23 protein-coding genes, 1 tRNA gene and 1 pseudogene are annotated in these 25,877 nt (G+C 34.8%); 9 read left to right on the top strand and 16 right to left on the bottom strand.

What is annotated here, in order from left to right; translation table 11 throughout:
* Position 1: 1 nt before the first annotated feature.
* Positions 2–550: a peptide-methionine (S)-S-oxide reductase MsrA gene (msrA, locus tag ACGH4F_RS01600; RefSeq protein WP_267350773.1), complete on the bottom strand. Its 549-nt coding sequence runs from the start codon at positions 548–550 to the stop codon at positions 2–4.
* Positions 551–650: 100 nt separating this feature from the next.
* Here msrA and ACGH4F_RS01595 point away from each other — a divergent pair, with 100 nt between their 5' ends.
* Positions 651–923, top strand: coding sequence for a DksA/TraR family C4-type zinc finger protein (locus ACGH4F_RS01595; protein ID WP_065558217.1), 273 nt, complete (start codon positions 651–653; stop codon positions 921–923).
* Between the two features lie 302 nt (positions 924–1,225).
* On the opposite strand, the gene ACGH4F_RS01590 is transcribed toward ACGH4F_RS01595, so the two are convergent.
* Positions 1,226–1,435 carry a hypothetical protein gene (locus tag ACGH4F_RS01590; RefSeq protein ID WP_065558216.1) on the bottom strand — a complete coding sequence of 70 codons (210 nt, stop codon included), beginning with the start codon at positions 1,433–1,435 and terminating at the stop codon, positions 1,226–1,228.
* Positions 1,436–1,751: 316 nt separating this feature from the next.
* Between ACGH4F_RS01590 and ACGH4F_RS01585 the strand changes: the two genes are divergently transcribed.
* Positions 1,752–2,402, top strand: a complete 651-nt coding sequence (locus tag ACGH4F_RS01585) for a DUF421 domain-containing protein (RefSeq protein ID WP_081298988.1) — start codon at positions 1,752–1,754, stop codon at positions 2,400–2,402.
* Between the two features lie 55 nt (positions 2,403–2,457).
* Here ACGH4F_RS01585 and ACGH4F_RS01580 read toward each other — a convergent pair whose 3' ends face one another.
* Together ACGH4F_RS01580 and hcp are read right to left on the bottom strand one after the other, a co-directional pair.
* Positions 2,458–2,874: an Rrf2 family transcriptional regulator gene (locus tag ACGH4F_RS01580; RefSeq protein ID WP_267350772.1), complete on the bottom strand. Its 417-nt coding sequence runs from the start codon at positions 2,872–2,874 to the stop codon at positions 2,458–2,460.
* 173 nt (positions 2,875–3,047) lie between these two features.
* Positions 3,048–4,718 (bottom strand): hydroxylamine reductase, encoded by a 1,671-nt coding sequence (gene hcp, locus ACGH4F_RS01575; RefSeq protein ID WP_411589728.1) that lies wholly within the window; start codon positions 4,716–4,718, stop codon positions 3,048–3,050.
* A gap of 772 nt (positions 4,719–5,490) precedes the next feature.
* Between hcp and ACGH4F_RS01570 the strand changes: the two genes are divergently transcribed.
* Both ACGH4F_RS01570 and ACGH4F_RS01565 read left to right on the top strand, forming a co-directional pair.
* Entirely contained in the window at positions 5,491–5,796 is a 306-nt protein-coding gene (locus ACGH4F_RS01570) for a hypothetical protein (protein WP_065558212.1), read from the top strand.
* A gap of 203 nt (positions 5,797–5,999) precedes the next feature.
* Positions 6,000–6,087 (top strand) — tRNA-Leu (locus ACGH4F_RS01565).
* A gap of 393 nt (positions 6,088–6,480) precedes the next feature.
* On the opposite strand, the gene erpA is transcribed toward ACGH4F_RS01565, so the two are convergent.
* A complete protein-coding gene (erpA, locus tag ACGH4F_RS01560) occupies positions 6,481–6,819 on the bottom strand; it encodes an iron-sulfur cluster insertion protein ErpA (RefSeq protein WP_065558211.1) in 339 nt (112 codons plus the stop codon).
* 157 nt (positions 6,820–6,976) lie between these two features.
* Between erpA and hemL the strand changes: the two genes are divergently transcribed.
* The gene (hemL, locus tag ACGH4F_RS01555; protein WP_411589726.1) at positions 6,977–8,272 is read left to right on the top strand and encodes a glutamate-1-semialdehyde 2,1-aminomutase; all 1,296 of its coding nucleotides are present in this window, start codon (positions 6,977–6,979) and stop codon (positions 8,270–8,272) included.
* Positions 8,273–8,342: 70 nt separating this feature from the next.
* The gene (gene bcp, locus ACGH4F_RS01550) at positions 8,343–8,819 is read left to right on the top strand and encodes a thioredoxin-dependent thiol peroxidase (protein ID WP_065558209.1); all 477 of its coding nucleotides are present in this window, start codon (positions 8,343–8,345) and stop codon (positions 8,817–8,819) included.
* A gap of 21 nt (positions 8,820–8,840) precedes the next feature.
* Here the strand turns inward: bcp and ACGH4F_RS01545 are convergent, their stop codons facing one another.
* The gene (locus tag ACGH4F_RS01545; protein WP_411589724.1) at positions 8,841–9,923 is read right to left on the bottom strand and encodes an AI-2E family transporter; all 1,083 of its coding nucleotides are present in this window, start codon (positions 9,921–9,923) and stop codon (positions 8,841–8,843) included.
* A gap of 70 nt (positions 9,924–9,993) precedes the next feature.
* Positions 9,994–11,511, bottom strand: coding sequence for a helicase HerA-like C-terminal domain-containing protein (locus ACGH4F_RS01540; protein ID WP_411589723.1), 1,518 nt, complete (start codon positions 11,509–11,511; stop codon positions 9,994–9,996).
* A gap of 105 nt (positions 11,512–11,616) precedes the next feature.
* Between ACGH4F_RS01540 and ACGH4F_RS01535 the strand changes: the two genes are divergently transcribed.
* Positions 11,617–11,829, top strand: a complete 213-nt coding sequence (locus ACGH4F_RS01535; RefSeq protein ID WP_411589722.1) for a YdcH family protein — start codon at positions 11,617–11,619, stop codon at positions 11,827–11,829.
* A gap of 477 nt (positions 11,830–12,306) precedes the next feature.
* Here the strand turns inward: ACGH4F_RS01535 and mgtA are convergent, their stop codons facing one another.
* Complete coding sequence (mgtA, locus tag ACGH4F_RS01530; RefSeq protein ID WP_411589721.1) at positions 12,307–15,015, bottom strand: magnesium-translocating P-type ATPase; 2,709 nt, start codon at positions 15,013–15,015, stop codon at positions 12,307–12,309.
* Between the two features lie 699 nt (positions 15,016–15,714).
* On the opposite strand from mgtA, the gene ACGH4F_RS01525 reads away from it, so the two are divergent.
* Positions 15,715–16,404 (top strand): hypothetical protein, encoded by a 690-nt coding sequence (locus ACGH4F_RS01525; RefSeq protein ID WP_411589720.1) that lies wholly within the window; start codon positions 15,715–15,717, stop codon positions 16,402–16,404.
* A gap of 84 nt (positions 16,405–16,488) precedes the next feature.
* On the opposite strand, the gene ACGH4F_RS01520 is transcribed toward ACGH4F_RS01525, so the two are convergent.
* The 8 genes and pseudogenes from ACGH4F_RS01520 to hutW form a co-directional block, all read right to left on the bottom strand.
* Positions 16,489–18,381 carry a DNA topoisomerase III gene (locus ACGH4F_RS01520; RefSeq protein WP_411589718.1) on the bottom strand — a complete coding sequence of 631 codons (1,893 nt, stop codon included), beginning with the start codon at positions 18,379–18,381 and terminating at the stop codon, positions 16,489–16,491.
* Between the two features lie 15 nt (positions 18,382–18,396).
* Positions 18,397–18,666, bottom strand: coding sequence for a GNAT family N-acetyltransferase (locus ACGH4F_RS01515; RefSeq protein ID WP_411589717.1), 270 nt, complete (start codon positions 18,664–18,666; stop codon positions 18,397–18,399).
* 377 nt (positions 18,667–19,043) lie between these two features.
* Entirely contained in the window at positions 19,044–20,045 is a 1,002-nt protein-coding gene (gene zntB, locus ACGH4F_RS01510) for a zinc transporter ZntB (protein WP_065558201.1), read from the bottom strand.
* Positions 20,046–20,129: 84 nt separating this feature from the next.
* Positions 20,130–20,903, bottom strand: a complete 774-nt coding sequence (locus ACGH4F_RS01505) for a heme ABC transporter ATP-binding protein (protein WP_411589716.1) — start codon at positions 20,901–20,903, stop codon at positions 20,130–20,132.
* Positions 20,904–20,919: 16 nt separating this feature from the next.
* Positions 20,920–21,846, bottom strand: a complete 927-nt coding sequence (locus ACGH4F_RS01500) for a FecCD family ABC transporter permease (RefSeq protein WP_411589888.1) — start codon at positions 21,844–21,846, stop codon at positions 20,920–20,922.
* A gap of 106 nt (positions 21,847–21,952) precedes the next feature.
* Positions 21,953–22,591 carry an NAD(P)H-binding protein gene (locus ACGH4F_RS01495; protein ID WP_267350759.1) on the bottom strand — a complete coding sequence of 213 codons (639 nt, stop codon included), beginning with the start codon at positions 22,589–22,591 and terminating at the stop codon, positions 21,953–21,955.
* An 18-nt stretch (positions 22,592–22,609) separates the two neighbouring features.
* Positions 22,610–23,110, bottom strand: a complete 501-nt coding sequence (gene hutX, locus ACGH4F_RS01490) for a heme utilization cystosolic carrier protein HutX (RefSeq protein WP_065558198.1) — start codon at positions 23,108–23,110, stop codon at positions 22,610–22,612.
* A 125-nt stretch (positions 23,111–23,235) separates the two neighbouring features.
* Positions 23,236–24,549, bottom strand: a pseudogene (hutW, locus tag ACGH4F_RS01485) (heme anaerobic degradation radical SAM methyltransferase ChuW/HutW); the annotation flags it as partial.
* 340 nt (positions 24,550–24,889) lie between these two features.
* Here hutW and ACGH4F_RS01480 point away from each other — a divergent pair.
* Entirely contained in the window at positions 24,890–25,741 is an 852-nt protein-coding gene (locus ACGH4F_RS01480) for a hemin ABC transporter substrate-binding protein (RefSeq protein ID WP_267359600.1), read from the top strand.
* The last annotated feature ends 136 nt before the right edge of the window (positions 25,742–25,877 follow it).

The raw sequence follows: 25,877 nt of genomic DNA, 5'->3' as shown, positions 1-25,877 counted from the left end.
CTTACTCACTTTTAGGTTTAGATTTATCTTGCCAATGCTGTGACAAAAATGACGAACGCCCGGACAATTGATAATAACGATTGTAATGTTGTGACTGTTTTTTATAAAAGTCTTGATGATACTCTTCAGCTGGATAAAAAGCGACAGCGGGTTCAATAGCGACTTGAATCGGGTGAGTAAAACGACCACTTGCCTCTAACTCTTTTTTCGATTCTAGTGCTAAATTATGTTGGAATTGATTATGATAAAAAATAACCGGACGGTAAGAATCTCCTCGATCAGCAAACTGACCATGTTGATCCGTAGGATCAATTTGTTGCCAAAAAATATCTAATAACTTTTTATAACTAATTTTCTTGGGATCAAACGTGATTTGAACGGCTTCAGTATGTCCGGTATCACCTTGACATACTTGTTCATAGGTAGGGTTTACTACATGCCCACCCGTATAACCCGACACCACACTAATAACACCTTCGTATTGATCGAACGGTTTGACCATACACCAAAAACAACCGCCGGCGAATGTTGCTTGCTCATATTGTTGCATAATAATCTCCAATAAAAATGATTTTAAAAGACACCCCTTGAAAAAGCTTAAAAAATCACCATTTCACAAGCTAACCATCTCAGTTTTAGGAGGATCGAATATGGCTAGTGGTTGGGCATCTGACGATGCCGTTAATCAACAAATTGAAAGCACCATTGCAGATGCTATCGAAAATGCTAGACGCCAACTTAAACAAGGTGCTCAAAGTGCTGATTTCTGCATTGAATGCGGTGATCCTATTCCAAAAGCACGAAAGCTTGCATTACCTGGCGTACAATATTGTTTAAACTGCCAACAAGAACTGGATAAACAGTCTGCTAAAGCGGCGATTTTATATAATCGTCGAGGCAGCAAAGACAGTCAACTACGTTAATATTTTGTTTATTGCCTAATTATAAAATTCATTGTGATGTTGAAAACTGAAAATCCACAACTATTTCGATTTAATAAAATCGTTATCTTATAAAAGATAACACGTTTTGCGCTTATTAACACCTTTAAGTTAATCACTTTTTTTAGATCAGCTTACATATAAAGATAAGGATTAAATCATGATTAGAGCGTTACTGATTTCATCATGCAGCTTTCATAAGTAGAAAAACAAGCAACGCTCCTTTTTTTATACTATTCATAACCAAAACACATAGATAGCGAATGTATTTTAGCAATGGTCGTCTACTTTTTTTTATCTGGATGAGGATCTTTTACTGAATCGCCCTGTCCTGAAACAATATACCAACCATTTTTGATATGTGGTTTTTTGTTATGATCCGGACATGGTGGCAAGGATTTTTTACTTTGATTCGAAAAAGTATAACCGCAATCAGCACACTTATAAGTGCCAGCTGAAACATCACTACCGTATGAAGCAAATTTTTGTACCATTATTAGCTCCTCGTATGTTGTAGGTTAGTGATAAGCACATTACTTATCACTATTATATATAAACGTCTATCAGTAAAAAATCAAGTTTAGATTTGATTAATTTACAATCCAACTGACAATAATTTTCTCATTAATTTTTCAAAAATCAGATATAATAAAACCTGCATTTCAAGAAAAAACACGTTTTTAACAAAAATTCTTCATAAATTAGAACTCACTAAATTTAATCTCGACCATTTTAAATTTAATTTTTTATTTCTCTAAAAAGGCATGGATCAATGCCACTTAAAATAACTTTTTAATTTGGAGGTTGGAAATGTATTTACTACAAATGGCACCGAAATTTTTACTTGCACTCATCATTTTGCTTATTTACGTGAAACTATCGGGTAAAAGTCAAATTGCCCCGATGTCTCAGTTAGATCAGGTTGGTAGTATGGTAATCGGTGCGTTAGTCGGGGGAGCTTTACTCAGTCCAACCGTTTCAGCTTGGGAAGCCGCTGGGCTTGTCGCAATTTGGGCAGCGTTATTAATTTTAATTCGCTTTATTAAATCAAAAAATTCTCGATTAAGAGATGCGATTGACGGTGAAGCAATTCAGTTAGTTAAAAACGGAAAATTATTAACAGATAATTTTGCCAAGGCAAACTTGCCTGTACGTGATTTTGAAACTTTAGTGAACATACAAGGAATATCCTCATTTAGTCAATTAAAACAAGTTTGGTATGAATTAAATGGTTCGCTAACCATTATTAAGAAAGGTGAAAAAGATATTGCTGAACTGATCATCGAAAATGGCTGTATTAGTCAAGATAATCTTGAACAACTCAAAAAAGATGAAGATTGGCTCATGCAGGAAATCCATAAACAAGGATATGAAAAAGTCGAAGACATTTTTTGTGCAGAATGGTTTGATAATAAACTCATCATCTACCCATATGATAAAACTGAAGATAAGTCAGCTTAAAACCCACTTAAAAAAATAATCACCTAATTAAATTAACTTTAGCTAATTAAACTTGTTAGTTAAAGTTATTTAATTGCACATTGGGATCCATAATATCTTCTATCGTATACTTTTCGAGCTCTTTCAAAAATGCTTCTTTAGCATCCGACAGATAGTATTTTAAACGACAAGCAGGACTGATATGACAAAATGATAAACTGCAATTAAGAAGATTTAGCGGTTCTATTTGTCTAACCACAGTACCAATATTAATCAGTTTTTTTTCTATTTTTAATTTAATGCCACCATTTTTTCCTTGCTTGGTCTCGACATAACCTAATTTACTTAAATTATAAACGACTTTAACCAAATGATTTTTAGAAATTTTAAAATAATGACTAATATCTGCGATACTGACTAGCTGATCACCATCTACCGTGGATAAATAAAGAAGCACACGTATACTGTAATCGGTAAAACTTGATAATTGCACTGATTTTTCCTATCTACTTAAAAAACTTATCATCTCACATTATAGGCAATATCAATGATTAAATTAACCCTCTTTTTATGACTAATTAAATTTTTATTACCAAGTTAAAAAACTAAATTATCATGGTGTTATCCTCATCAACAACATGAGGATAACAATCAGTTTAAGTTTTGTTATGCTGCACAATAATTTAGTATTTGATTTAGATCTTTACTGGCTTGAGAAGTCATACGAAGATCAAATTTATCTTGTAAAATATTCAATATATTGTCGGTTAAAAATTCAGGCATTGAAGGCCCTGCATAAATTCCTTTGATACCTAGCGACAATAATGTCAATAATATAACTATAGCTTTCTGTTCAAACCATGATAAAACCAAAGTCAATGGTAATTCATTCACGCCACATCCAAAAGCTTCAACCAACGCCAATGCTAATTGCACTGCGGAATAAGCATCATTACATTGCCCAATATCAATTAATCGAGGAATGCCGTTAATATTGCCGAAATTTTGCATATTAAACCGATATTTACCACAACCTAAAGTTAAAATAACACTATCTTTAGGGACTTGATTTGCCATTTCGGTATAATAATGCCGTTCACTTTTACTGCCGTCACATCCACCAATTAAAAAGAAATGCTTAATATTACCTGCTTTAACTTGTTCGACAACCGTTGGTGCTACATTTAATAAAGTATTACGGGCAAAGCCGACAGTAATAAAATGCTCTAATTCCGTGTAATCAAATCCGGGTTGGTTCAATGCACACTCAATAACGGGACTAAAATCATCTGTTTCAATATGAGTGACACCTGGCCAGCCAACCATACTTCGGGTAAAGATGCGCTCTGCATAGCCTTTAGTAAAAGGATTAATAATACAGTTAGACGTCATGACGATAGCGCCAGGAAAATTAGCAAATTCAGTCTGTTGATTTTGCCAAGCTGTACCGTAGTTTCCAACTAAATGTGAATATTTTTTTAACTCAGGATAAGCATGAGCCGGTAACATTTCGCCGTGTGTATACACATTAATGCCTTTATCTTGAGTCTGTTCTAATATCAAACGCAAATCATGAAAATCGTGACCAGAGACAAGAATACATTTACCTTTAACAGGTCTAGTATTGACTTTAGTTGGGATAGGATCGCCAAAAGTATTGGTAGCGCCGGCATCAAGCATTCCCATTACTTTATAATTCAATCGTCCTATTTGCATGGATAATTGAAATAATTTATTAATGTCAGAAGGATTATCGCCAAGAAAACTCATCATTTCATGATATTCGGTGTAAATATCTTGATTAAATTGCCCCAAAACAGCAGCGTGTTCCATATAAGCAGCTGCCCCTTTCAATCCATATAGTGCTAATAAGCGCAGTCCAATGACATCCTTTCCGACTTTATCTTGATCGTGCTTTAACATCACTAAAGAAGAAAAATCCAATAATTCTTGCTTAGTTTTAGGAAAATTTAATTGGGCTACATAGGTTAACGCAGGTAAATGTTCATTAAATTGTAGTACAGCAACTTTGGCTAGCTGTTCTAATTTTTGAGAATAGATATCGGCTTCTGCAAGATACGCCAACATTCTGTCTGCATCAAAATTCACATTAGTTAACGTTGAGAAAAATGTTTGTGCACACCATCTATCGATTTGTCTGTCCACAATGTCATGTCTACGACAAATGGCCGCCCAAAATGAAACCTTTTGCAAACTGGCGACTAAAACATCTTGAAGATCAGAAACTTCTGCTGTTTTACCACACATTCCTTTAGAATAACTACACCCTTTTTCATTTGATTTTATTATTGTTTGCTCACACTGAATACAAAACATTATTACTCCTGTTTTCTTTCCTCTTACTAAAACAGGTATATAAAATACATGTTTAAAATAAAAAAGAAAAGTGAATTTACCAATTTAATTTTTTTAATAAACATGAAAAATTTGAACTTATATTGAAACTAAGAGTCAGAATTCATATTGTTATGCTACTTAAAAGATAGACAGTTTGATAATTACAATTAAGGAATACTAGAAACCCTTCGCTCATCCTAAGCCTAGTTAGGATGTTGTCTGATGAATTCGATAAAAATCGGTTTTCAAGCCAGATCGAAAATTTGCTTTTCCATTCATTTCTTAAATAAAGAATTAAAATTATTTACTTATTTTAACTTAATTCAATAGGTTACATGTAAGAAATATCTAATATTAATCGCCAAAATAAATTTGATTAAGTGATTAAAATCAGAAATAATGCTAAACCGATTATTTTAATCATGCATGATTATTGATTAAATATTAATTGATATTCATGTCATTATAAAAAAGGTGAACTACAATATACTTAGACGGGTAAGCAGTTTGTTATAAATACAAACCATAAAAGATGACATCAAATGTTAATGGAGTAAATATCCTTGGTTGTTCCTCAAGTTGACCGAACCCAGTCAAATGACAAGTAATTGTTGTTATTTAAGCATCAATTTAATGCCATTAAAAACAAAAAAATAATCTCAAAAATAAAATCTTAACCTAGTATGCGTTAATCTATTAAGGAATAGAGGTTAAAATCTTAAAATTAATGAAGTTTTAACAGGAAAGAAATATGTTTACTGATTCAAACACTAAACAAATAAGTTTTTGTTTTCATACTCAGAAAAAAAAATTTATAAAATGGAAAAAATTAGCCAAAAAAGCCAATATGACGTTATCAGACTGGATTGTAAAAAAACTTAATTCAGACATCGATATTGTGTTACGGGACATTGTTCTTCCTAATGATATCGAAAAAGATGACAGATGGCTGATAAAATTAACTATACCCTCAGTGATAAAAGGTTATTGGGTCTATTGTTCAAGAGAAAGGAAAATGAAATTAGTTAAATGGATCACCAATAAATTAGATTCCTAATAAGGAATTAATCAAGACCAACTTTTACAGAATAACTCTATAACGCAACGATAAGGTTATAGAGAAACAGACTAAAATAAAACGGAAATATGATAAACATTGAGCGGTTAATCAATTTTTTTTAAATTTCTATTGACGTAGAAATTAAGATGGGTAAAATGCACTGCATTCGAAACGCATTTATTTTTAACGAATCGTTTTGAGCCCGGGTGGTGAAATCGGTAGACACAAGGGATTTAAAATCCCTCGGCCTTTTTGGCCGTGCGAGTTCAAGTCTCGCCCCGGGCACCACATCTATCTCTCTTTATCCTTCTTTCATCGACTTATTTTATCACTGTCTTAACGACACCTTTGTAAGCATATTATTACTAACTTATATCAACATTTTACTAAAAAACTTTATCAATCATTTAATTAAAGATGTTTTAGTTGTTTAATAAAATTCAATTTTTTAGATAAGTCAGATTCACTGCCAGAACAAAAATAATGTAATCATCCATAATGTTTAATGGATCAATAGCTAACGGCTGAGTATGCTCAAAAAATAGCGCTATAATTAAACTTTTTAGTGACAAGATTAGTTTGGTAAGGAAATGTTATTGGAGTAACTTTTATCTATGATATTAACAACTCTAAAATGAATTATTGCTTAGAACGCAGACCCAAAATTTTTGGGTCTGAAGATTAAACACTAAATGACGAACCACAACCACAAGTCGTTGTTGCATTAGGATTATCAACCACAAAACGTGAGCCTTGTAATCCTTCTACATAATCAATGGTACCACCAACTAAGTATTGTAAACTCATAGGATCGATAACCAACGATACCCCATTTTTCTCTATGGCTAAATCATCTTCGTTTACTTTCTCGTCAAAAGTAAACCCATACTGAAATCCACTACATCCTCCACCTGTAATATAAACCCTTAATTTAAGATTTGGGTTTTCTTCTTCGGTGACTAACGCTTTTACTTTATTCGCTGCAGCATCAGTAAAATTAATTGGTAAAGCATTGCCCATTTTATTCTCCTACTGTCTTGATCTGCTTATTATATACTGTGTAAAAAAGAAATTACAAAATGAAAAACTCTATTATTTAAATTTTTGTTTAGTTGCTTGAAATAATTTTGAAACTATGAATAAATACCACCATATTTCTTCAATGAGAATACAACATATGTTTACAAAATCATTAAAATCCGAAATATTCTTTCATCAAGCTTTATCCGTTTTACCTGGTGGCGTAAATTCACCAGTACGGGCTTTTAATGGCGTGGGTGGAATACCCTTATTTATTGAGCGTGCCAATGGTGCTTATATTTATGATGTTGATGAAAAAGCCTATATCGATTATGTAGGCTCATGGGGTCCAATGATTCTTGGACACAATGATCCAGACGTAGCTGACGCAGTCATTCACGCTGTGCGTAATGGACTCAGTTTTGGTGCTCCGACCGAAATTGAAACCAAAGTCGCCAATTTAGTCACTGAACTTATACCATCGATAGAGATGCTACGCATGGTCAACTCAGGTACTGAAGCAACCATGAGTGCAATACGCGTGGCACGGGGTTTTACCGGGCGTGATAAAATCATTAAATTTGAAGGATGCTATCATGGCCATGCTGATTATCTATTGGTAAAAGCAGGATCAGGAGCCCTTACTTTTGGACATCCGACGTCACCCGGCGTACCTAATGATTTTGTTAAGCATACTTTAGTATGTGATTATAACAATCTTGAATCAGTTAAAAAACAGTTTGAACAATATCCAAATGAAATTGCCGCGATTATTATTGAACCCGTTGCCGGCAACATGAATTGCATCCCTGCTAAAAAATCGTTTTTACAAGGATTAAGAGCGCTTTGTGATGAATATGGGGCATTGTTAATCATTGATGAAGTGATGACAGGATTTAGGGTAGCACTAGGTGGAGCGCAAGATTATTATGACATTGTCCCCGATTTGACTTGTTTAGGTAAAATCATTGGAGGGGGAATGCCTGTGGGCGCATTTGGTGGTCGTGCAGATATCATGCAACAATTAGCGCCAACCGGACCAATTTATCAAGCTGGTACGCTTTCGGGAAATCCTGTTGCCATGGCAGCCGGATATGCAACCTTAACCAAATTGATGGACGTGGGTATTTATCAAGAATTAGAGGAGAAAACTAAAACGCTAACAAACGGACTTTTATCCGCTGCCAGACAGCATAAAGTTCCTTTTGCGGTCAATCAAGCGGGTGCGATGTTCGGATTTTTCTTTACAAATGCTTCCGAAGTAAGCAGTTATCAAGATGTAATGAATTGTGATATTGAATTATTCAAAAAATTCTATCATCATATGCTCACTGAAGGTGTTTACTTTGCACCGTCAGCTTTTGAAGCAGGTTTCATGTCACTTATGCACACAGATAAAGAAATCAATCATACTATTGATGCAGCAAGTCGTTTTTTTAGTAAGATAAGTTAAATTGATGACACAAAGTTTTTGATACCATTAGCGATTAAAATATTAAACTATTAACATAGGTAATTAATTTATGGTTAATCCACTTAAAGAAGGTGAAAAAGCACCTCAATTTTCGTTGCCTGACCAAGATGGAGAGCTAATAAGCTCTAAAGACTTTAAAGGTCAACGTATGTTGATCTATTTCTATCCCAAAGCCATGACACCTGGCTGTACAGTTCAAGCTTGTAATTTACGGGATTGTGCTGATGACCTCAAAAAATACAATGTGGTAATCATTGGCATTAGTACAGATAAGCCAGAAAAGTTATCAAGATTTTCAGAAAAAGAATTATTAAACTTTACGTTGCTTTCTGATGAAAATCATGAATTATGTGAAGCTTTTGGCACATGGGGTGAAAAAGAGTTTATGGGAAAAACCTATGACGGCATTCACCGTATTAGTTTCTTAATTGGGACTGATGGAAAAATCGAAAAAGTCTTTGATGATTTCAAAACCAGCAATCACCATGAAGTGGTTTTAGATTACCTCAAAAACCACTCAAAATAGACATCTTAAAAGCAGATTAACCTAATCTGCTTTTACTTTATCAAAACTATTAATCTCATCCGGATTTGGCCAAGCATTAATAATTGCTTTGACTAAAGTGGCAAGTGGGATAGCAAAAAATATTCCCCAAAATCCCCATAATCCACCAAATACAATCACCGCTAAAATAATTACTAATGGATGAAGATTCAATTTCTCGGAAAAAAGACAAGGAACTAACAAATTACCGTCTAAAGCCTGAATAAGCACATAAAAGAAAATCAAATACCCAAATTCTGGACTGATGCCCCATTGGAATAGAGCAATAAGAATAACCGGAATACTTGAAATAATAATCCCAATATAAGGAATCAACACCGAAAGCCCAACAATTACCGCCAATAATAATCCATAATCTAAACCCAAAAACCAAAATGGAATATACACGCTAATACCTAGAATAAGAATATGCAAAACATTGCCTACAATATAGTTAGCAATTTGCGTATCCATTTCAGCGGCGACTTTATTTAACACTCCTCGATTTTTAGGCAGAATACGAGAACAATATCCCCATATTTTTGCTTTATCTTTCAAAAAGAAAAACATCATAATAGGGACTAGCACGGCATTAATTGCAACTGAAACAAGACCAAACAGGGAAACAATAGAGAATTGTAATAACGAATTTCCGGTTTGCACGACCCTGCTAGTAATGCCTTGAATAATAGAATCAAATAATCCAACATCAATCAGTTCGGGGTAGTGTTCCGGCAGTGATGTCAAAAACTTATTAGCAAAATTGAGCATGTTTGGAATATTGGTTATCAAACTAATACTTTGTTGCCAAACTAAAGGTACCAGAATCATAAAACATGCTAAAACAACAAGAAGAAAAATGAGTAATACAATGATAACCGCAAAAGTGCGTGGAATGCCCTTTCGATACAAAAAATTGACTGGGGTATCAAGCAAATAGGAAAGCACGATTGCAATGAAAACAGGTAAAAGAATTTTATTAAAAAAATAAATAATTAAAAACAGGACGACTAAAACCACTATCAACGATACCACATGCGGATCACTGAATCGTCTTTTATACCATTCCACAAACAATTTAAACATTGCAAACACTCCTATTTTGCTGTTTATATTAGATTAAGTTTCAATACGATAAATTATAAGCCCAATGCATTTATCGTTTAAATCCACCTAAAATACCACGAGTAATGCGTCGACCGATTTCATTGGCTACTTGTCGCGTTGCGCTTCGAGCAACTTTTTGCGCAAAGCCATCTTGTTGACCACCTCTTGGGTCTTTATGACCAAAAAACAGAGAACTTAGCATATCTAACCAACCACCACTACTGGATTTTTCAGTTGGTTCTGTTGAATTATCATCATCAGCTGATTGAACGTTAGCTGAATTATCCAATGAAAAACCTGCTTTTATTTTCTCATAAGCGGATTGCCGATCGACAGTTTTAGCATATTTATCATAAAATAGCGATTGTTTAATAATCTCAGGAATTTTTTCAGGTGTAATTGGACCAATTTTAGAATTTGGTGCAATAACAAAACCACGCTCAACCATATTAGGACGCCCTTTCTCATCTAAAAAAGAAATTAAGGCTTCGCCGACAGCTAATTCCATAATCACTTTTTCGGTATCTAAATTGGGATTAGCTCGCATAGTTTGAGCTGCGGCTTTTACTGCTTTTTGATCTTTAGGCGTAAATGCCCTAAGCGCATGTTGGACACGATTGCCAAGCTGACCAAGAACGGTATCGGGGATATCGGTAGGATTTTGAGTAACAAAATAGATACCAACGCCTTTAGAGCGAATCAGTCTGACTACCTGCTCAATTTTCTGTAATAAAACGGGGGTAATATCATTAAATAGTAAATGCGCTTCATCAAAAAAGAAGACTAATTTAGGTTTATCAGGATCACCAATTTCAGGCATATGTTCAAACAGTTCTGACAGCAACCACAACAAAAAAACAGAATACAATTTAGGTGAGTTATATAATTTATCTGCAGCTAAAATATTAATCATACCGTGACCGTTGGCATCGGTTTTCATTAAATCTTGAATATCAAGCATAGGTTCACCTAAAAAATATTCTGCCCCTTCTTGATCAAGCGATAATAAACTGCGTTGTATGGCACCAATCGATGATAAAGAAATATTGCCGTATTCAGACGTAAATTTTTTTGCATTATCACCAATTAACTGTACTAAGGCTCGTAAATCTTTAAAATCCAGTAATAAAAGATTATTGTCATCGGCAATTTTAAATACCAGTTGTAATACATCTGATTGAATATCATTAAGATTTAATAATCGTGCTAATAAAATTGGACCAATATCCGAAACGGTACTTCGCACCGGAATCCCTTTTTCTGCAAACACATCCCACAATTCAATGGGCGAGGCTTCAGGTTGCCAATCAGTTACCCCAATGCTTGTTAGGCGTGCTTTAAGTTTATCTGTTAAAATCCCTTTCTCACCCAAACCGGTCAAATCCCCTTTAACATCAGCCAAAAATACCGGTACACCTATATGAGAAAAACTCTCTGCCATTTTTTGAAGCGTCACTGTTTTACCGGTACCTGTTGCACCAGAAATGAGACCATGACGATTGGCTAATGCGCTGATAATAGATAAATCCTTGCCATTGCTTTTGGCTATAACGATAGATTCACTCATACATTAAATCCTCATTAAATTGCTATTAAAACAATCAGTAATATTGTAAGCTAAGAATGCAATATCGACGATTTAACCATTCATTAGCCAACATAAGGAGCCACTATGTTTCCAGAATATCGAGAATTAATTTCAAAATTAAAAAATACAGATTTACGATTTCAAAAATTATTTGATGAACATAATGCTTTGGATCAAAAAATTAAAAACATTGAGTCAGGTATCGAAATCGACACATCCGAAACTATCGAAAACTTAAAAAAACAGAAACTTAAACTTAAAGATGAAATACACACAATCTTAAAAAATCAGGCATAAATACGGGATAAAAAACATCAATAGCGTATTAGTCAATCTTTATTCAAAAAATTAGTGTTGTGAAAACAATGTTGATGTAGGTGCTTTTATCAAAAGCAATAAATATAAATAAACCCCAAACAAGGGGTTTATGATGATAACAGATAAAACAAAAACTAAAAAATTTAATAATAAAGCGAATTTTTACTAGCTTAATTGTTCTTTTGTCGTTCTTTTTTTACGATTTTTAATCAATACAATAATATTTTTATGTGGAGTTTTCATATTTTAATTTCCTCTTTTTGTTATAGTTATCACACCACGAAAATGTATGGAATTTTTAAAGAGTGACTAGCAATATCCTTATCAGGTATTTTGTATAAAATACTCACCATCTCCAATAATGGTAGTTACTTTAGCATAAATTAATGGTATTACCAATTATTTTGGTTATTTAGTAAGCGACTTCCATATCGCCTACTTGCGCTACCAACAAATTTAGAACCATTGCCCAAAACGTTTTATATAAATTCGTTTCATTAACTGCGCAACAAAACAATAAGATAGTAATGTGGCAATTAACCATGGGAAATATGACCAAGGTAAAGGAGCAAGACCAATCAAACTTCCTATTGGAGAAAATGGGATATAAATACCTACGACCATTATCAATAATGTCATCACAATGACCGGAAACGCTGCTGTACTTTGAACAAATGGAATTTTTTGTGTTCTTAACATATGCACAACTAAAGTTTGTGAAAGTAACCCTTCAATAAACCAACCAGAATGGAATAATGATTGTACTTCGACACTATTTGCACTGAACACAAACCACATTAACGCATAGGTAGTAATATCAAAAATAGAAGATGTTGGTCCAATCCAAATCATAAATCGTTTGATATTTTGCGCATCCCATTTACGAGGCTTTTGTAAAAACTCATCATCCATTTTATCCCAAGGTAATGATAATTGTGAAATATCATACAATAAATTTTGGATCAACAAATGAATTGCTAGCATAGGTAAAAAAGGTAAAAATGCACTGGCAACTAACACCGAAAAAATATTACCAAAGTTTGAACTGGCCGTCATATTCAAATACTTCATAATATTACCGAATGTTTCTCGACCACAAATTACCCCTTCTTCTAACACCATTAAACTCTTTTCAAGCAAAATGATATCCGCTGATTCTTTCGCAATGTCGGTTGCAGTATCCACCGATATACCAACATCGGCGTCACGTAATGCAGGTGCATCATTGATACCATCGCCTAAAAAGCCCACTGTATGACCATTTTCTTGTAATAAACGGATGATTCGTGATTTTTGTAAAGGTGTTAATTTAGCAAAAATAGTACGTTGCTCAATTTGTTCTTTGAGTTCATCATCATCCATTTTTTCAATTTCGGTACCCAGTAAGGGAGTTCCTGGCTCTAGACCCACTTCACGACACACTTTTATGGTAATAATTTCATTATCACCAGTTAAAACTTTTACCCCTACACCATGTTCATTTAATGCAGAAATGGCTTCGTATGCGCTCTCTTTTGGCGGATCTAAAAACGTTAAGAACCCTCGAATTGCAAGGTCAGTCTCATCTTGAACACTGTATTGCGTTTTTGTTTGTGAAGCAGAAATATTTTTTAATCCCACCGCTAAAACTCGGAAACCTTCTTTATTGTAGTTATGAGCAAGTTCGATTAACTCTTGTTTGCGTTTTTCATCTAATGGCAAATATTCACCGTCTTGATAAACATAACGAGAAATAGACAGCATCTCTTCAACGGCACCTTTGCAAATCATCAAATGATCATCATTACCATTTTGCACCACAACCGATAAACGACGACGAACAAAATCAAATGGCAATTCATCAATCTTTTTATAAAGTCCAACCCCGACTTTTTTAACACTGGTTTTCTCTTCAGTGAAACGGATAATGGCTTTGTCCATTAGGTTTTTCATACCACTTTGATAATAGCTGTTTAACCAAGCGAGTTCTAATACAGCTGGGTCAATTTGACCATGACTATCAAGATGATGTTCAAGGATAATTTTATCTTGTGTCAATGTTCCCGTTTTGTCGGTACATAAAATATCCATTGCACCAAAATTTTGAATCGCATTAAGACGTTTCACAACAACCTTACGCTTTGCCATTCCAACCGCACCTTTAGCCAGGTTAGCACTGACAATCATCGGCAACATTTCAGGCGTTAACCCAACCGCTACCGCCAAAGCAAACAAAGCCGCATCGCCCCAATCTCCTTTTGAAATACCATTTATCACAAAAACAATGGGGACCATAATAAGCATAAAACGGATCAGTAACCAACTAACACTATTCACACCTCGATCGAATGACGTTTCAGCACGGGAACCAACAATGGATTTCGCTAATGACCCAAAATGCGTATCCGCACCTGTGGCAACCACAATTGCCTTAGCTGTTCCACTTACCACATTTGTCCCCATAAAACAGACATTATTCACATCAAGAACATTATCTTTATCAATATCCGATGCATTAATTTCATCGGTTGTCTTTTGTGAAACGGCGCCTAAAGTGTCATATTTTTCAACAGGTATAGACTCACCTGTCAGTACCGCTTGGCTGACAAAAAGATCTCGTGATTCAATTAAGCGGATATCCGCAGGAATCATATCCCCTGCCGATAAAAAGACAATATCGCCAGGCACAATCTCGCTTAACGGAATTTCAAAATGTTCAGGATTCATATCCTTATGCGGACGTCTTAATACCGTTGCTGTTGTTCGAATCATCGATTTGAGCGCTTCAGCGGCTTTATTAGATCGAAACTCTTGCCAAAAACGCAATAAACCACTTAATGAAACCATGGTTAAAATGATAATGATACTAGTTAGATCGGTTTCTTCCCCCTTTTGTAAAGGTAACCAGAAATCCGTGACAAAACTAACCACCGCTAAAATAAGTAACACAAAAATAAATGGATTATTAAACGCCATTAATAGTTGCATAAATACTGAAGGGACTTTTTCTCGGGCTACTTCGTTTTTGCCATACTCTTCTAATCTTGATTTTGCATTTTCTTGCGTTAAACCGGACAAGCTCGATTGAAATTTAGATAAAATGCTATCTAAGCTATGTTGAGCTTCATGAATTGCTTTAATATCTGAGCTTGTTTGTGAATGAATTTTTGTAGTGTTTTTGGTCATCTTATGTACCTATATTCATAATTTTTTAGACAAAAATATGCCTACTCACTGTTAAAAAATAACAATAAGCAAAGTAACTAATTGAATAGCTAAGACTTTAATGCCACAGCACGACCGCACTCAAAGCGATGGCTGAGCAAAAAATAATTTAGCGAGATAATTTAATTAAGAATTAGATACAACTCGGTGGTTCTAAATGTTTTTCTGAAAAAAGTAATGAACACAACATTAAGATGTGCGCACCATGATGTTTTGAATTTGTGTGATAGCGTGTAAAAAATTGCATATCGTTCACCGTTACCGTTCGATCAATTTCGGCGCGTGAACTGAAAAAATGATTATTTAGACAGGTTCATTAACCGATAATGATTTGTGTTTGAATACATCTCCCCATATATGGGGTGACCCGATTGAGCGTCCATAGTTCTCCTATAAAATTGAACTCAACACTTTGTATTTCAACTTTTCTTAACCCTCATTTTTAACCACCTAATAGTTAAAAAAGTAAGAAAAGCTCAAAGGCGGGCAATTTATACGCCTTTAGCCAAAATAAGTCAACCAATAATCCTTTAAAAACGTCATAACAGCTTAAAAACAGCACTTATCGCCCCAATAAATGCTTTTTTGTATATAAATAATACACACAAAACTTAATATCATTTACAATAACTAATACTGTTCAACGCAAGGAAAACGAAAGTGGAACTCATAAAATTACTCGACACTAATTGGTTAAATTTCGTGATCATTTTCGCACTTTCATTTTTATGGTTTTTCAATCGAAAAAGATCACCCAATCAATACCTCGATAATATCATTATATATGCTGATATTTTAGAAAAGACACCTAAGCCAAAATACCAAAAGGATTACTTGAATAATATTAAAAGTAAACTTCTTTGGGACAAGGTTTGTTTTTATCAAACCGGTGACATGAATAAAGAAAGAATCGCAATTTCGTTAATTAATGCTGACATTAAAAACATCATTAATTTATTACAATTAAATTCACTAACCCAATACTTTTGTATCAGACAAAATAAAATAACGGCAGTCAATCCTTTTTTAGTTAAAGAAGTCATCCTATTATGTGTTGGGTTCATTCTCGCTTTTATTATGGTGATATCGAATCTTGATACCGTTTTTAGATCAAATTCAATGATTAATATAATCATTGCCGCGATAACCATTTTAATTATCTTATTGATTGCAACTCAGTTCGCCATAGCGCCTTTAAAAAGGCTTAATACCTATCGATTGATTTTGAAAGACGACACTTTTTTAAAGCGTGCTAATGACCAACTAGTTCGCATTATTCAAGAAAGTAATAATAGTAATCCTAGTTTTGAAAAATCCATAATGAGTAAAGAAGAATCGCACCAATCATAACCCAATTTCGAAGGCTTTATCTGCTGTGGTAATAAATAAGGCGACAAATCTAAGCTTTACGTCGCCTTAATAGTTATATGGGAACTAAGCACGTATATTTAAACGGGCATTTTTAAGCTGCTCTACAAGTTCAAGCAATGATTGATTTAACTGATTCATGAATTGTTGGTAAGAAAACGCCTTTTTACTGATTTCATCTAATTGTCGTTCCCAATGCGCAGTCATATCGGGGATAGACATAATATCTGGTAACGATAAAATTAACTTACGTCCAACTGGAGTGGCACGAATTGTTTTGCCTTGTCGAGTTAAAAATTGACGTTTAAATAACAGTTCTATTATTCCTGCTCGAGTTGCTTCTGTGCCTAAACCATCGGTTTCCCGCAATATTTTTTTAATCTCTGGATCTTTAACAAATCTTGCAATACCTGTCATTGCGGAAAGTAAAGTTGCATCATTAAAAGGTTTAGGGGGTTGTGTTTCTTTACTGATAAGTTCAGCATCGATACATTGCACTGCCTCCCCTTTTTTCACTAATTTAGTTAACAATCCATTACTCTCTGCATCCGCTTCGGATTGATCAGCTTGTAAAGTTTTCGTTCCAAACAACGCTTTCCAGCCTGCTTCAAGCATTTGCGTTGCTCTAGCAATAAATTTTCCACCTTGAATATCAACATCAATTTGTAATTCAGCGTATTTATATACAGGATAAAATTGTGCTAAATATTGGGTTGCAATCACCTGATAAACTAATTTTTCATTATCCGTTAAATTGTCCATTTTAGCCTTGCGCTGTGTTGGAATGATGGCATGGTGCGCTTCAACTTTTTTATCGTTCCAAGCTTTTGTCCGCAAACTAAAATCAGCGTTTTCAATAGCAGGCTGTAAATCCGGGCAATTATTTTCGATTGCTAATTTTACACTGATTATTTGGTTAAGATGCTCTTCGGGTAAAAAACGGCAATCGGATCTCGGGTAGGTGATCAGTTTATGCTTTTCATATAATGACTGGCAAATATCGAGCACATCTTGTGCACTTAATCCACTTTTTTTAGCCATCTCAATTTGAAGAGCGGATAAATTAAATGGCATAGGTGGTGCAACTTCTTTCTTTTTGTTACTGACTTTCTCAATAATACCGGTTTGATCTTTAATTCTTTGACAAACATTTTCGGCTAATGCTTTGACTAAAACTCGCCCTTCTTCATCTTGATAGGGAGCACAAGCTTCGCTAGGTTGCCACTTGGCCTTAAATATTTCATTATGCTGGGTTTGAAGTACAGCAAAAACTTCATAAAACGGTTTGGGAACAAACTTTTCAATATCTAAATCACGCCTTACCACTAAACCAAGAATAGGCGTTTGTACCCGTCCAATGGATAACACTCCTCGATACCCGCCTCGTTGCCCCACCAGCGTACAAAGACGACTCATATTAATACCATACAACCAATCAGCACGGGCTCTTGCAAGCGCTGACGTAGAGAGCGGAATAAAATCTTGATTACTGCGTAATTGTTCAAGCGATTTTTCAACTGCACTGGCATTTAAATCACTAATCAAGCAACGCTTAATTGTTTTGCGTTTATCGGGCGTGAGTTGACAATAATTCAAAACTTCATCGACTAATAATTGCCCTTCTCGATCTGGATCGCCTGCATGTACAATCTGATCGGCAGATTTAATCAATTCGACTAAAATATCAAATTGGCTTTTTGTACTCCCTTTTGGCATCAAAATCCACTTTTCCGGAACAATAGGAAGATCATCAATCACCCATTTTTTAAAGCGATCATCATACACTTCTGGGGTGGCTTGTTCTAAAAGATGTCCGATACACCAACTCACAATATCGCCATTAGCGGCTTTGATAAAACCCGTTCCTTTTTGATGTGGTTTAGGCAAAACATCGGCAATAGCCCTTGCTAGACTGGGCTTTTCAGCAATAAACAGACGATAAGTTTGATTAGATTGCATAATTATTAGTCTTAATCATAAATTTGAAACAAAATAAGTTTGATAGGATGATTTAACGCTAAAATTTAAATGATTTAACATCTTCAATAACAATGCCTTGTCAGCATCCCTACAAGGCAGAATGCGACAATAAAAACAAATTAAAATATGTTTGTCTAAACACATCAAACCTTGTTCTTTTCGACTTTTTTGCTTTGTCGTGTACCATTCAATCTTAAAACCAGTGTGATAGGCCAAATACGGTAAGGCTCCATAAATTATCATATTATCCTTTAAAATTTCCAATCCTGCTGAGTCTGTTATTAATGCTCATTAAGGTTGAAAATTGTTACATAAGTCTTAACGCCATTCAAGCGCAATAATTTGCAGATAATCATTCTCAACAATAAACACAAAAATAACCTAATTTTTACAATGCATTAAAAGAACGGGATTAAGCTTAGTCAGCTTAAGTAATCCTAATACCCTAAAGAGGGCAGTTATTATTTATAATCTTATCACAAGACTAAAATCAACTAAGATTGAAAGCACAACACTTATCACTTTGCCAATACCTCGTCAACAATGCATGTTAAAGCTTTTAAAATATCATTTAATTGATTAATTATGTTACAAGATTCAGCTTTATCATTTTTTAGTTGTCGTGATTTTAAAACGGGTTTTTACCACCATTTTTTGAACTTAAGCCAAATGGCAGAAACAATAGAAATAACAATAAGAATCAAGATTAACCCAACAAAAGACCAAGGATGCTCACTAAACGGAATACCGGCAAGATTGACACCAAGTAAACTGGTTATAAACGTGATTGGTGTAAATATAATGGTAAATAGTGACATTAAATAGATTCGTTTATTGGTCGATTCTGCCAAAAAGCTATTAATTTGCTCCATAATCGAGGCAAGACGCAATAAGCAACTATCGATATCTGACACATAGTGGCTTTGTTGATTAGAAATATCATGTAGACGTTGGCGATCGTTATCATCAATCCAAGAAATCCTTTCGGTTGAAATTTTAACAAAAATATCCCGTTGCGGAGATAATAATCGACGAAGAATGATCAACTGTTTACGTACTCGACCAATTTCTTTATGTGAAAGAATTCGCTGATTTAATACTAAGTCTTCAAGTTTAACAATTTTGTTATGTACACTATCAAACGATAAATTGACTTGATCACTAATGAGTTCGGATACTTGAATCAACCAATCAGCAACATCAACAGGCCCTATTCCTTTTTCTAAATTATCTTTTAATTGGAAAATCGCATCAATTTGTTGATGTCGGGTCGAAACAATTAGATTATCGGTAATATAAAAACGGAAGGTTACAATCGGATCGGGTAATTCATTTGGCGTATAATTGACACCTTTTAATACGACTAAAATACCCGTATCAAAACGAATTTCTTTCGATATTTGGTTGGGTTTAATTAACTCATTTTTCACTAAATCCGGAATCAATTTTGTCTGATTAATCCACTTAATCGTTTCTGATTTAGCAAAATCCAGATGGATCCAACATGGCTTTTGCACCGTCGCTTGGCAATCATTACTTAAAGGATTGGCTTTACCTTTACCATCAAATTGACAACTAAAAACAGGTTTTGCTGATATAAGATCTGAAACAGGAACGGAATTTTCACTATTTTCATTCGTCATTATAAGCCCCATTTGTTAAGTTTTCTTAATTATATACTGAAATTGCTTAAAAATGGAGCGATTGATTAACTTAATTTATCAAAATTAAGGCATTAAATAGAGTTGCGGAACCAAAGCATTACTAGGGTGCGGAATAATACCTAATTCAACCCCATACCAATGATTAATATTTTCAACAGTTAATACTTCAGCAGGTACACCTTGCTTAACGATTTTTCCCTGACTAAGAAGCAACACTTTATCCGCATACAAGGCAGCCAAATTAAGATCATGTAACACACAACATACTGCCAGTTGCTGTTCTTTAGCGAATTGTTTTAATAATCGCAATGTATGTTGCTGATGATACAGATCTAATGCTGAAGTGGGTTCATCTAAAAAAAGTAGCTTTTCAGTTGGCTCCTCTTGCCACAATTGGGCTAAAACGCGAGCCAATTGTACACGTTGCTGTTCTCCGCCTGACAAGCTACGGTAATCTCGGTTGGCCAACTTCAAGCAATCAGTTTGTTGCATAGTTTCGTGAATGGCTTGCTCGCAATGAAGTTTACCGTAAGGTGCTCGCCCCATTGCCACCACTTCTTTTACCGTAAAAGGAAACGTCATCTGGCTATGCTGTAACATCACCGTTCTCACTTTAGCTAATTGCTTAGCAGACCATTGTGTCATCGCTTTATCAAAAAGATAAATATCGCCAGATGATGGTGTCTGATAACCCGTTAAAAGCCGTAATAAAGTTGATTTACCTGCACCATTGGGACCAATAATAATGGCAATCTCGCCAGCTTGAATATCTAAAGACACATCATCGATTAAACACCGAGTACCACAATAAAAAGTTAAGTTTTTTGCTGTCAACATCGTCAAATTATACCCGTTATTTGTGCCTTAAAATGAGCCAAAGAAAATAAGGTCCACCAATTAAACTTGTCAATAACCCTACCGGTATTTCAGTCGGTGCAACAACCGTTCTTGCCAGCGTATCGGCAGAGAGTAATAAACAGCCACCTGCCAATGCCGATGCAGGTAATAACACGCTATGATTAGCCCCAATACGTAATCGAATCATATGAGGAACCACCAAACCAACAAAAGCAATAATGCCACTTACTGCAACCGATGTACCGATTAAAATGGCACTAAACACCAACAAATATTGCTTCAAACGAATAACATTAATACCTAAATAGTGCGCATCTTCATCCCCCAATTGCAATATATTGAGCTGATGAGAAAGAACCAAAATGGCTAACAAAGCAGGGATAATTAACGAAGTAGCAACTAACACTAATTCCCACGATCCTTTACCCAAATGCCCCATTGACCAAAGTGATATTTGTCTTAATTGTGCTTCATCACTAATATAACTTAGGCATCCCATTACTGCTCCGATAATGGCATTGATTGCTACACCCAACAACACCATTTTGGCCAAATTACACTCGGCATGAAGACTATAAAGATAGATCAGAAAACAGATGAATAAACTACCCAAAAAAGCAGCCAACATTTTTCCATACAGCATCATAATTGGTGGAAAGATAGTCGGAAATAAAACTGACAAACCAACCAACAAACCAGCGCCACTGCTGATACCCAACAAACCTGAATCCGCTAAAGGATTACGAAATAATCCTTGCATGACAGCGCCTGAAGTTGCTAATGCCATACCAACAATCACTGCTAATAAAATACGAGGTAAACGTATATTCAACCAAATATTCATCAATGGATCATCAAATGATAATGACAATAACTGAGAAACCGGAAATGTTAAAGCACCCGTATTAGCTGATAAAACCATCAAAACCAACAGCACGATAAACAGTCCCCATAACAATGAACGATGACTATAACGTTGCACTCACTATCCTCACTAAAAATATGGATTTAATTACATTCATGCTATTTTAATGTTCAAATTTAAGATTCGGATCAATAACAGTATAAGCTTTATTATCAAGTTGCTGATGCGCTATTTTATCAATAATGACTTTCGCTAAATCGATACGATGAATCAGTCCATGTACCTCTTGCTGAAAATAGCATTTTGCATTACCTGTTAGTTCCCCATTTTGTAATCCACCCGGTCTTAATATAAGGTATTTTAGCGTGCTAGTTTGTAACCAAACTTCCGCTAACGATTTTTCACGTACCGCATGTCCAAACGCTTGTTTAGCTCGTAAAGATAATGTTGACCATGTATCACCACAACCTAAGGATGTGACTAACACCATCTGCCTTATATTGGCTTGTTCAGCACAATCAATAATAATACGTTGTGCCAGATAATTTCCGGTTTCCCCACCCAGTGTTGAAATAATTGTGGCGTCAGGTCCGGCTAATGCACAAAGCTGGCTAACCATAGATGAGTCGGTCGCATCACCGACATGACACTCAATACCTTGCTCACTTAACTGCTTGGCAAAAGTTTCGTCTCGTACCAATGCAATACAACGCCAACTTGGTTGGCACTGTTTAACTAACTGACAAATCTGATAACCCGTACCCAATTTTGGACTGACACCAAAAACTAATATTGTTTTCATGCTATTATCATCTCAACATTAGTTAATTTTATTTGCTAATGCTCTAAATTTTTCTAATTGATCCTGTTTTAACTGATGTTTTTCATCACGACCCACAAAAATTTTAAACATTGATTGTCCCATATGATTAAGAAAGATCATCGAAGCTGTCGACATTTTCATAAATTTACGTTCAATAAAAGCAATATATTGACAATGTTCAGCTTTAATATGACCACTTAATCCTTTTTGATGACGTAGATTGAAATATTTTTGACTATGCGAACCTGGCGGTAATTCACCTGAAATTTCAGCAATGACATCACCGGTATGGATCAAAAATAACACATCGCCCCAAGTTGTCACTTCATCCCAAATCATATCAAAATAAGAACCATCAACAATTTTCGCATCTGGTAAGGCTTGAATAACTTGCGTCAAAGTCACTTGATGATCTTGAGCAATTTTTTCTAATAACTCCTCGGGATTGGTTTGCATATAAGTTGAAAGATTACTGAGATGAGTTTGCTTATCTACCATGTTAATATCCTTTAATGATGTGAAATAGGTTGATTATTTTTCTTTTCAGAATGTGCACCAGGCATAGCAGGATGACCTTTCATTGCTTGCTTAGCCTTTGCCATTTTATGCTGTAATTCAATATGTTCGGGGTTGTTCAGTTGTAATAACAACTGCTGCAAAGCTTGTAAAATATTGCTTGACCAAAAACGACCAGATAATGTCAGTCGTAAACAATGATCCTCATCTTGAAGTAAACCAACTTGATGCCACTGTTTAATTAAAGGATCAAATAAATGACTATGCTCGGTCAATTTAGTCAAATCCACTCGACCTTTCTCAATGCCTGCTTGTAATTGATGTAACCAATCCCCTAATAAGGATTTATCTGTTAACATCATTAGGGGTTTTTTGCCCTGATCAAGTTGCATATAATACTGGTTTAAGTTACGATGAAGCATATACGAATGCGTATCTAATTTACCACCAGCACACGATCCAAAACCAAAAAAATGCGAACCTTGCTTAATCAAAAAGTTGTACAAGTTACGTTCACGACTTGTTTTAGCCCAATGCGCATTGGTCAAATGAACCCACCCCTGTTTAGCTAAAAACTCAGCACCTTGATGATAAAAATGACATTTGTCACTTACTGACGGCAACGCTATACGGTTATTTTCTACCCCTTTTGCTAACGGTGTGGTAGGTAGTAAATTTAGTGAATAAAGATCAACACCATCTAACGGAAGATCATTGACGATTTCAAGATCACGTTGCCAAGTTTCAATAGTTTGATTAGGTAAACCAAACATCAAATCGCAGACTAATGCCACACTATCACGTGAAGCAATACGCTCAAAATTTTTGATAATTTCTTGTTCTGTTGATTGACGACCTAACTTCTGTCTGATTGTCGTATTGAAGGTTTGTATGCCAATTGAAAATCGATTAGCACCCGCCTCAATATAGCTATCCACTTTTTCATCATCAAAATCCGAAATACGCCCTTCTACCGTAATTTCGCAATCGGGTGCTAAAGGCGCATATTGCTTAAGATAACGGATAACGCGTGCTAATTGCCCGGCAGCTAAAGCCGAAGGCGTACCACCGCCAAAATAAATGGCATGAATGGGGGCGGATTGCATGGCTTGATTATTAATTTCCAATGAAATTTCTTTCAATAAATAATCGATATAAGTACTTGTATCAAATTTACGCAAGGGATTTTGATAAAAGCCACAAAATTGACAATGAATGTCACAAAAAGGAATATGAATATAAATAAGACGCTTTCGACCACGCAAATCAGCATTTTGAATTTCTTGCCATTTTTGTTCAATTTCGTGTGGGGCAACGGGTAAACTTGCCTGTAAGGGCATAACCGCCCAGCGATCCTTAAAAGGAAGTGCTGAATTTAACGCATAAAAAGGACTAACATCTAAAGATTTCATAACTGCCATTCTGATTAAATATTCTGTAAAGATTAAATAATAATTATTATCATTTATCAATATATTTTATTTAATTTTTTATTAACCATTTGATACTTTGATAGATATTTTTATTTTTTCAATGACTGATGAGATTCTTTTACTACCAATTTGAATCTCCTTTTTTCAATTTTTTGCCATTTTTAACAAAATAATCACTTATAACATTCATTGTTCTTACTTTATTTCCCCTTAGTTTTAAAGCGAATATCCAACTAAAACGTAAAAATATCACCATATCACTATTGATAATAGTTCTCATTTTCAATATAGTGTAATGCAACTGTATTTTAGCTATAGGAATTATGTAATGATTAAAAAAATATATACAAGCCTGAGTGTTATTTTACTTATGCTTACATTATCAGGTTTAATAAATATCAGTTCAGCTAACCAAAGAATTGTCATTGCTGGGGGATCGTTAACAGAGATTGTTTATGCTTTGGGAGAAGGTCAACAAGTGGTCGGTGTTGATAAAACCAGTACGTATCCGGCAACAACTCAACATCTACCCCAAATTGGATATTGGAAACTGCTCAACATAGAAGGTATATTATCGCTTAAACCAACGCTATTTATTGCCTTTAATGATATTGAACCCGACAACGTTTTAACACAAATGCATCAAGCCAAAGTTGACGTATTGGCATTACCACGTGTCCCCGGCACGGTTGAATTACTTTATCAAAACATTGACAAAATTGCTCAAAAACTTAACAAGCAACATGAAGGTAATCAATTAATTACAAAAATAAAAACCCATCTTTCCAAGCTACAAGACAAGATTAAAACGCATCCCCAAAAAACCAAAGTATTATTCATGATGACAATGGGAGGAAGTAATGCCATTGCCGGTAAAAATACCACCGCTGACGCCTTAATCACCATTGCAGGTGGTGAAAATCTAGCGACGCATAACAGCTATAAAAATTACAGCGCCGAATCGCTAATTGCGATGAATCCTGATGTTATTTTATTAAACAGCCATTCCATACAACAATTAGGGGGTATGGATAAATTACAAACGATATCTGGCATAACCGAAACATCGGCTTACAAAAATAATCGAATTAAAACCATTGATGACAGTTATCTTTTTGGCATTGGGCCACGAGTGGATGAAGTTGCTACCCAGCTTTATCAAATTTTTTACCCAGAATAATCAATTGAAAGTACTTTAGATTATTCAGCATTAAAGGCATTTAACAGTAACGATAAAACAATCAAGCATCACGAAAACTGTTTTTAACGAATGATAAAAATCATTTAATTTAGATTAGTAAGATTGAAGGTTAAAC

This window comes from Gilliamella sp. CG35 (genome assembly GCF_046635745.1).
Classification (GTDB): Bacteria; Pseudomonadota; Gammaproteobacteria; order Enterobacterales; family Orbaceae; genus Gilliamella; species Gilliamella apicola_I.
The sequence above is the reverse complement of the archived record's forward strand: the minus strand, read 5'-3'. Positions and strand labels throughout refer to the sequence as shown.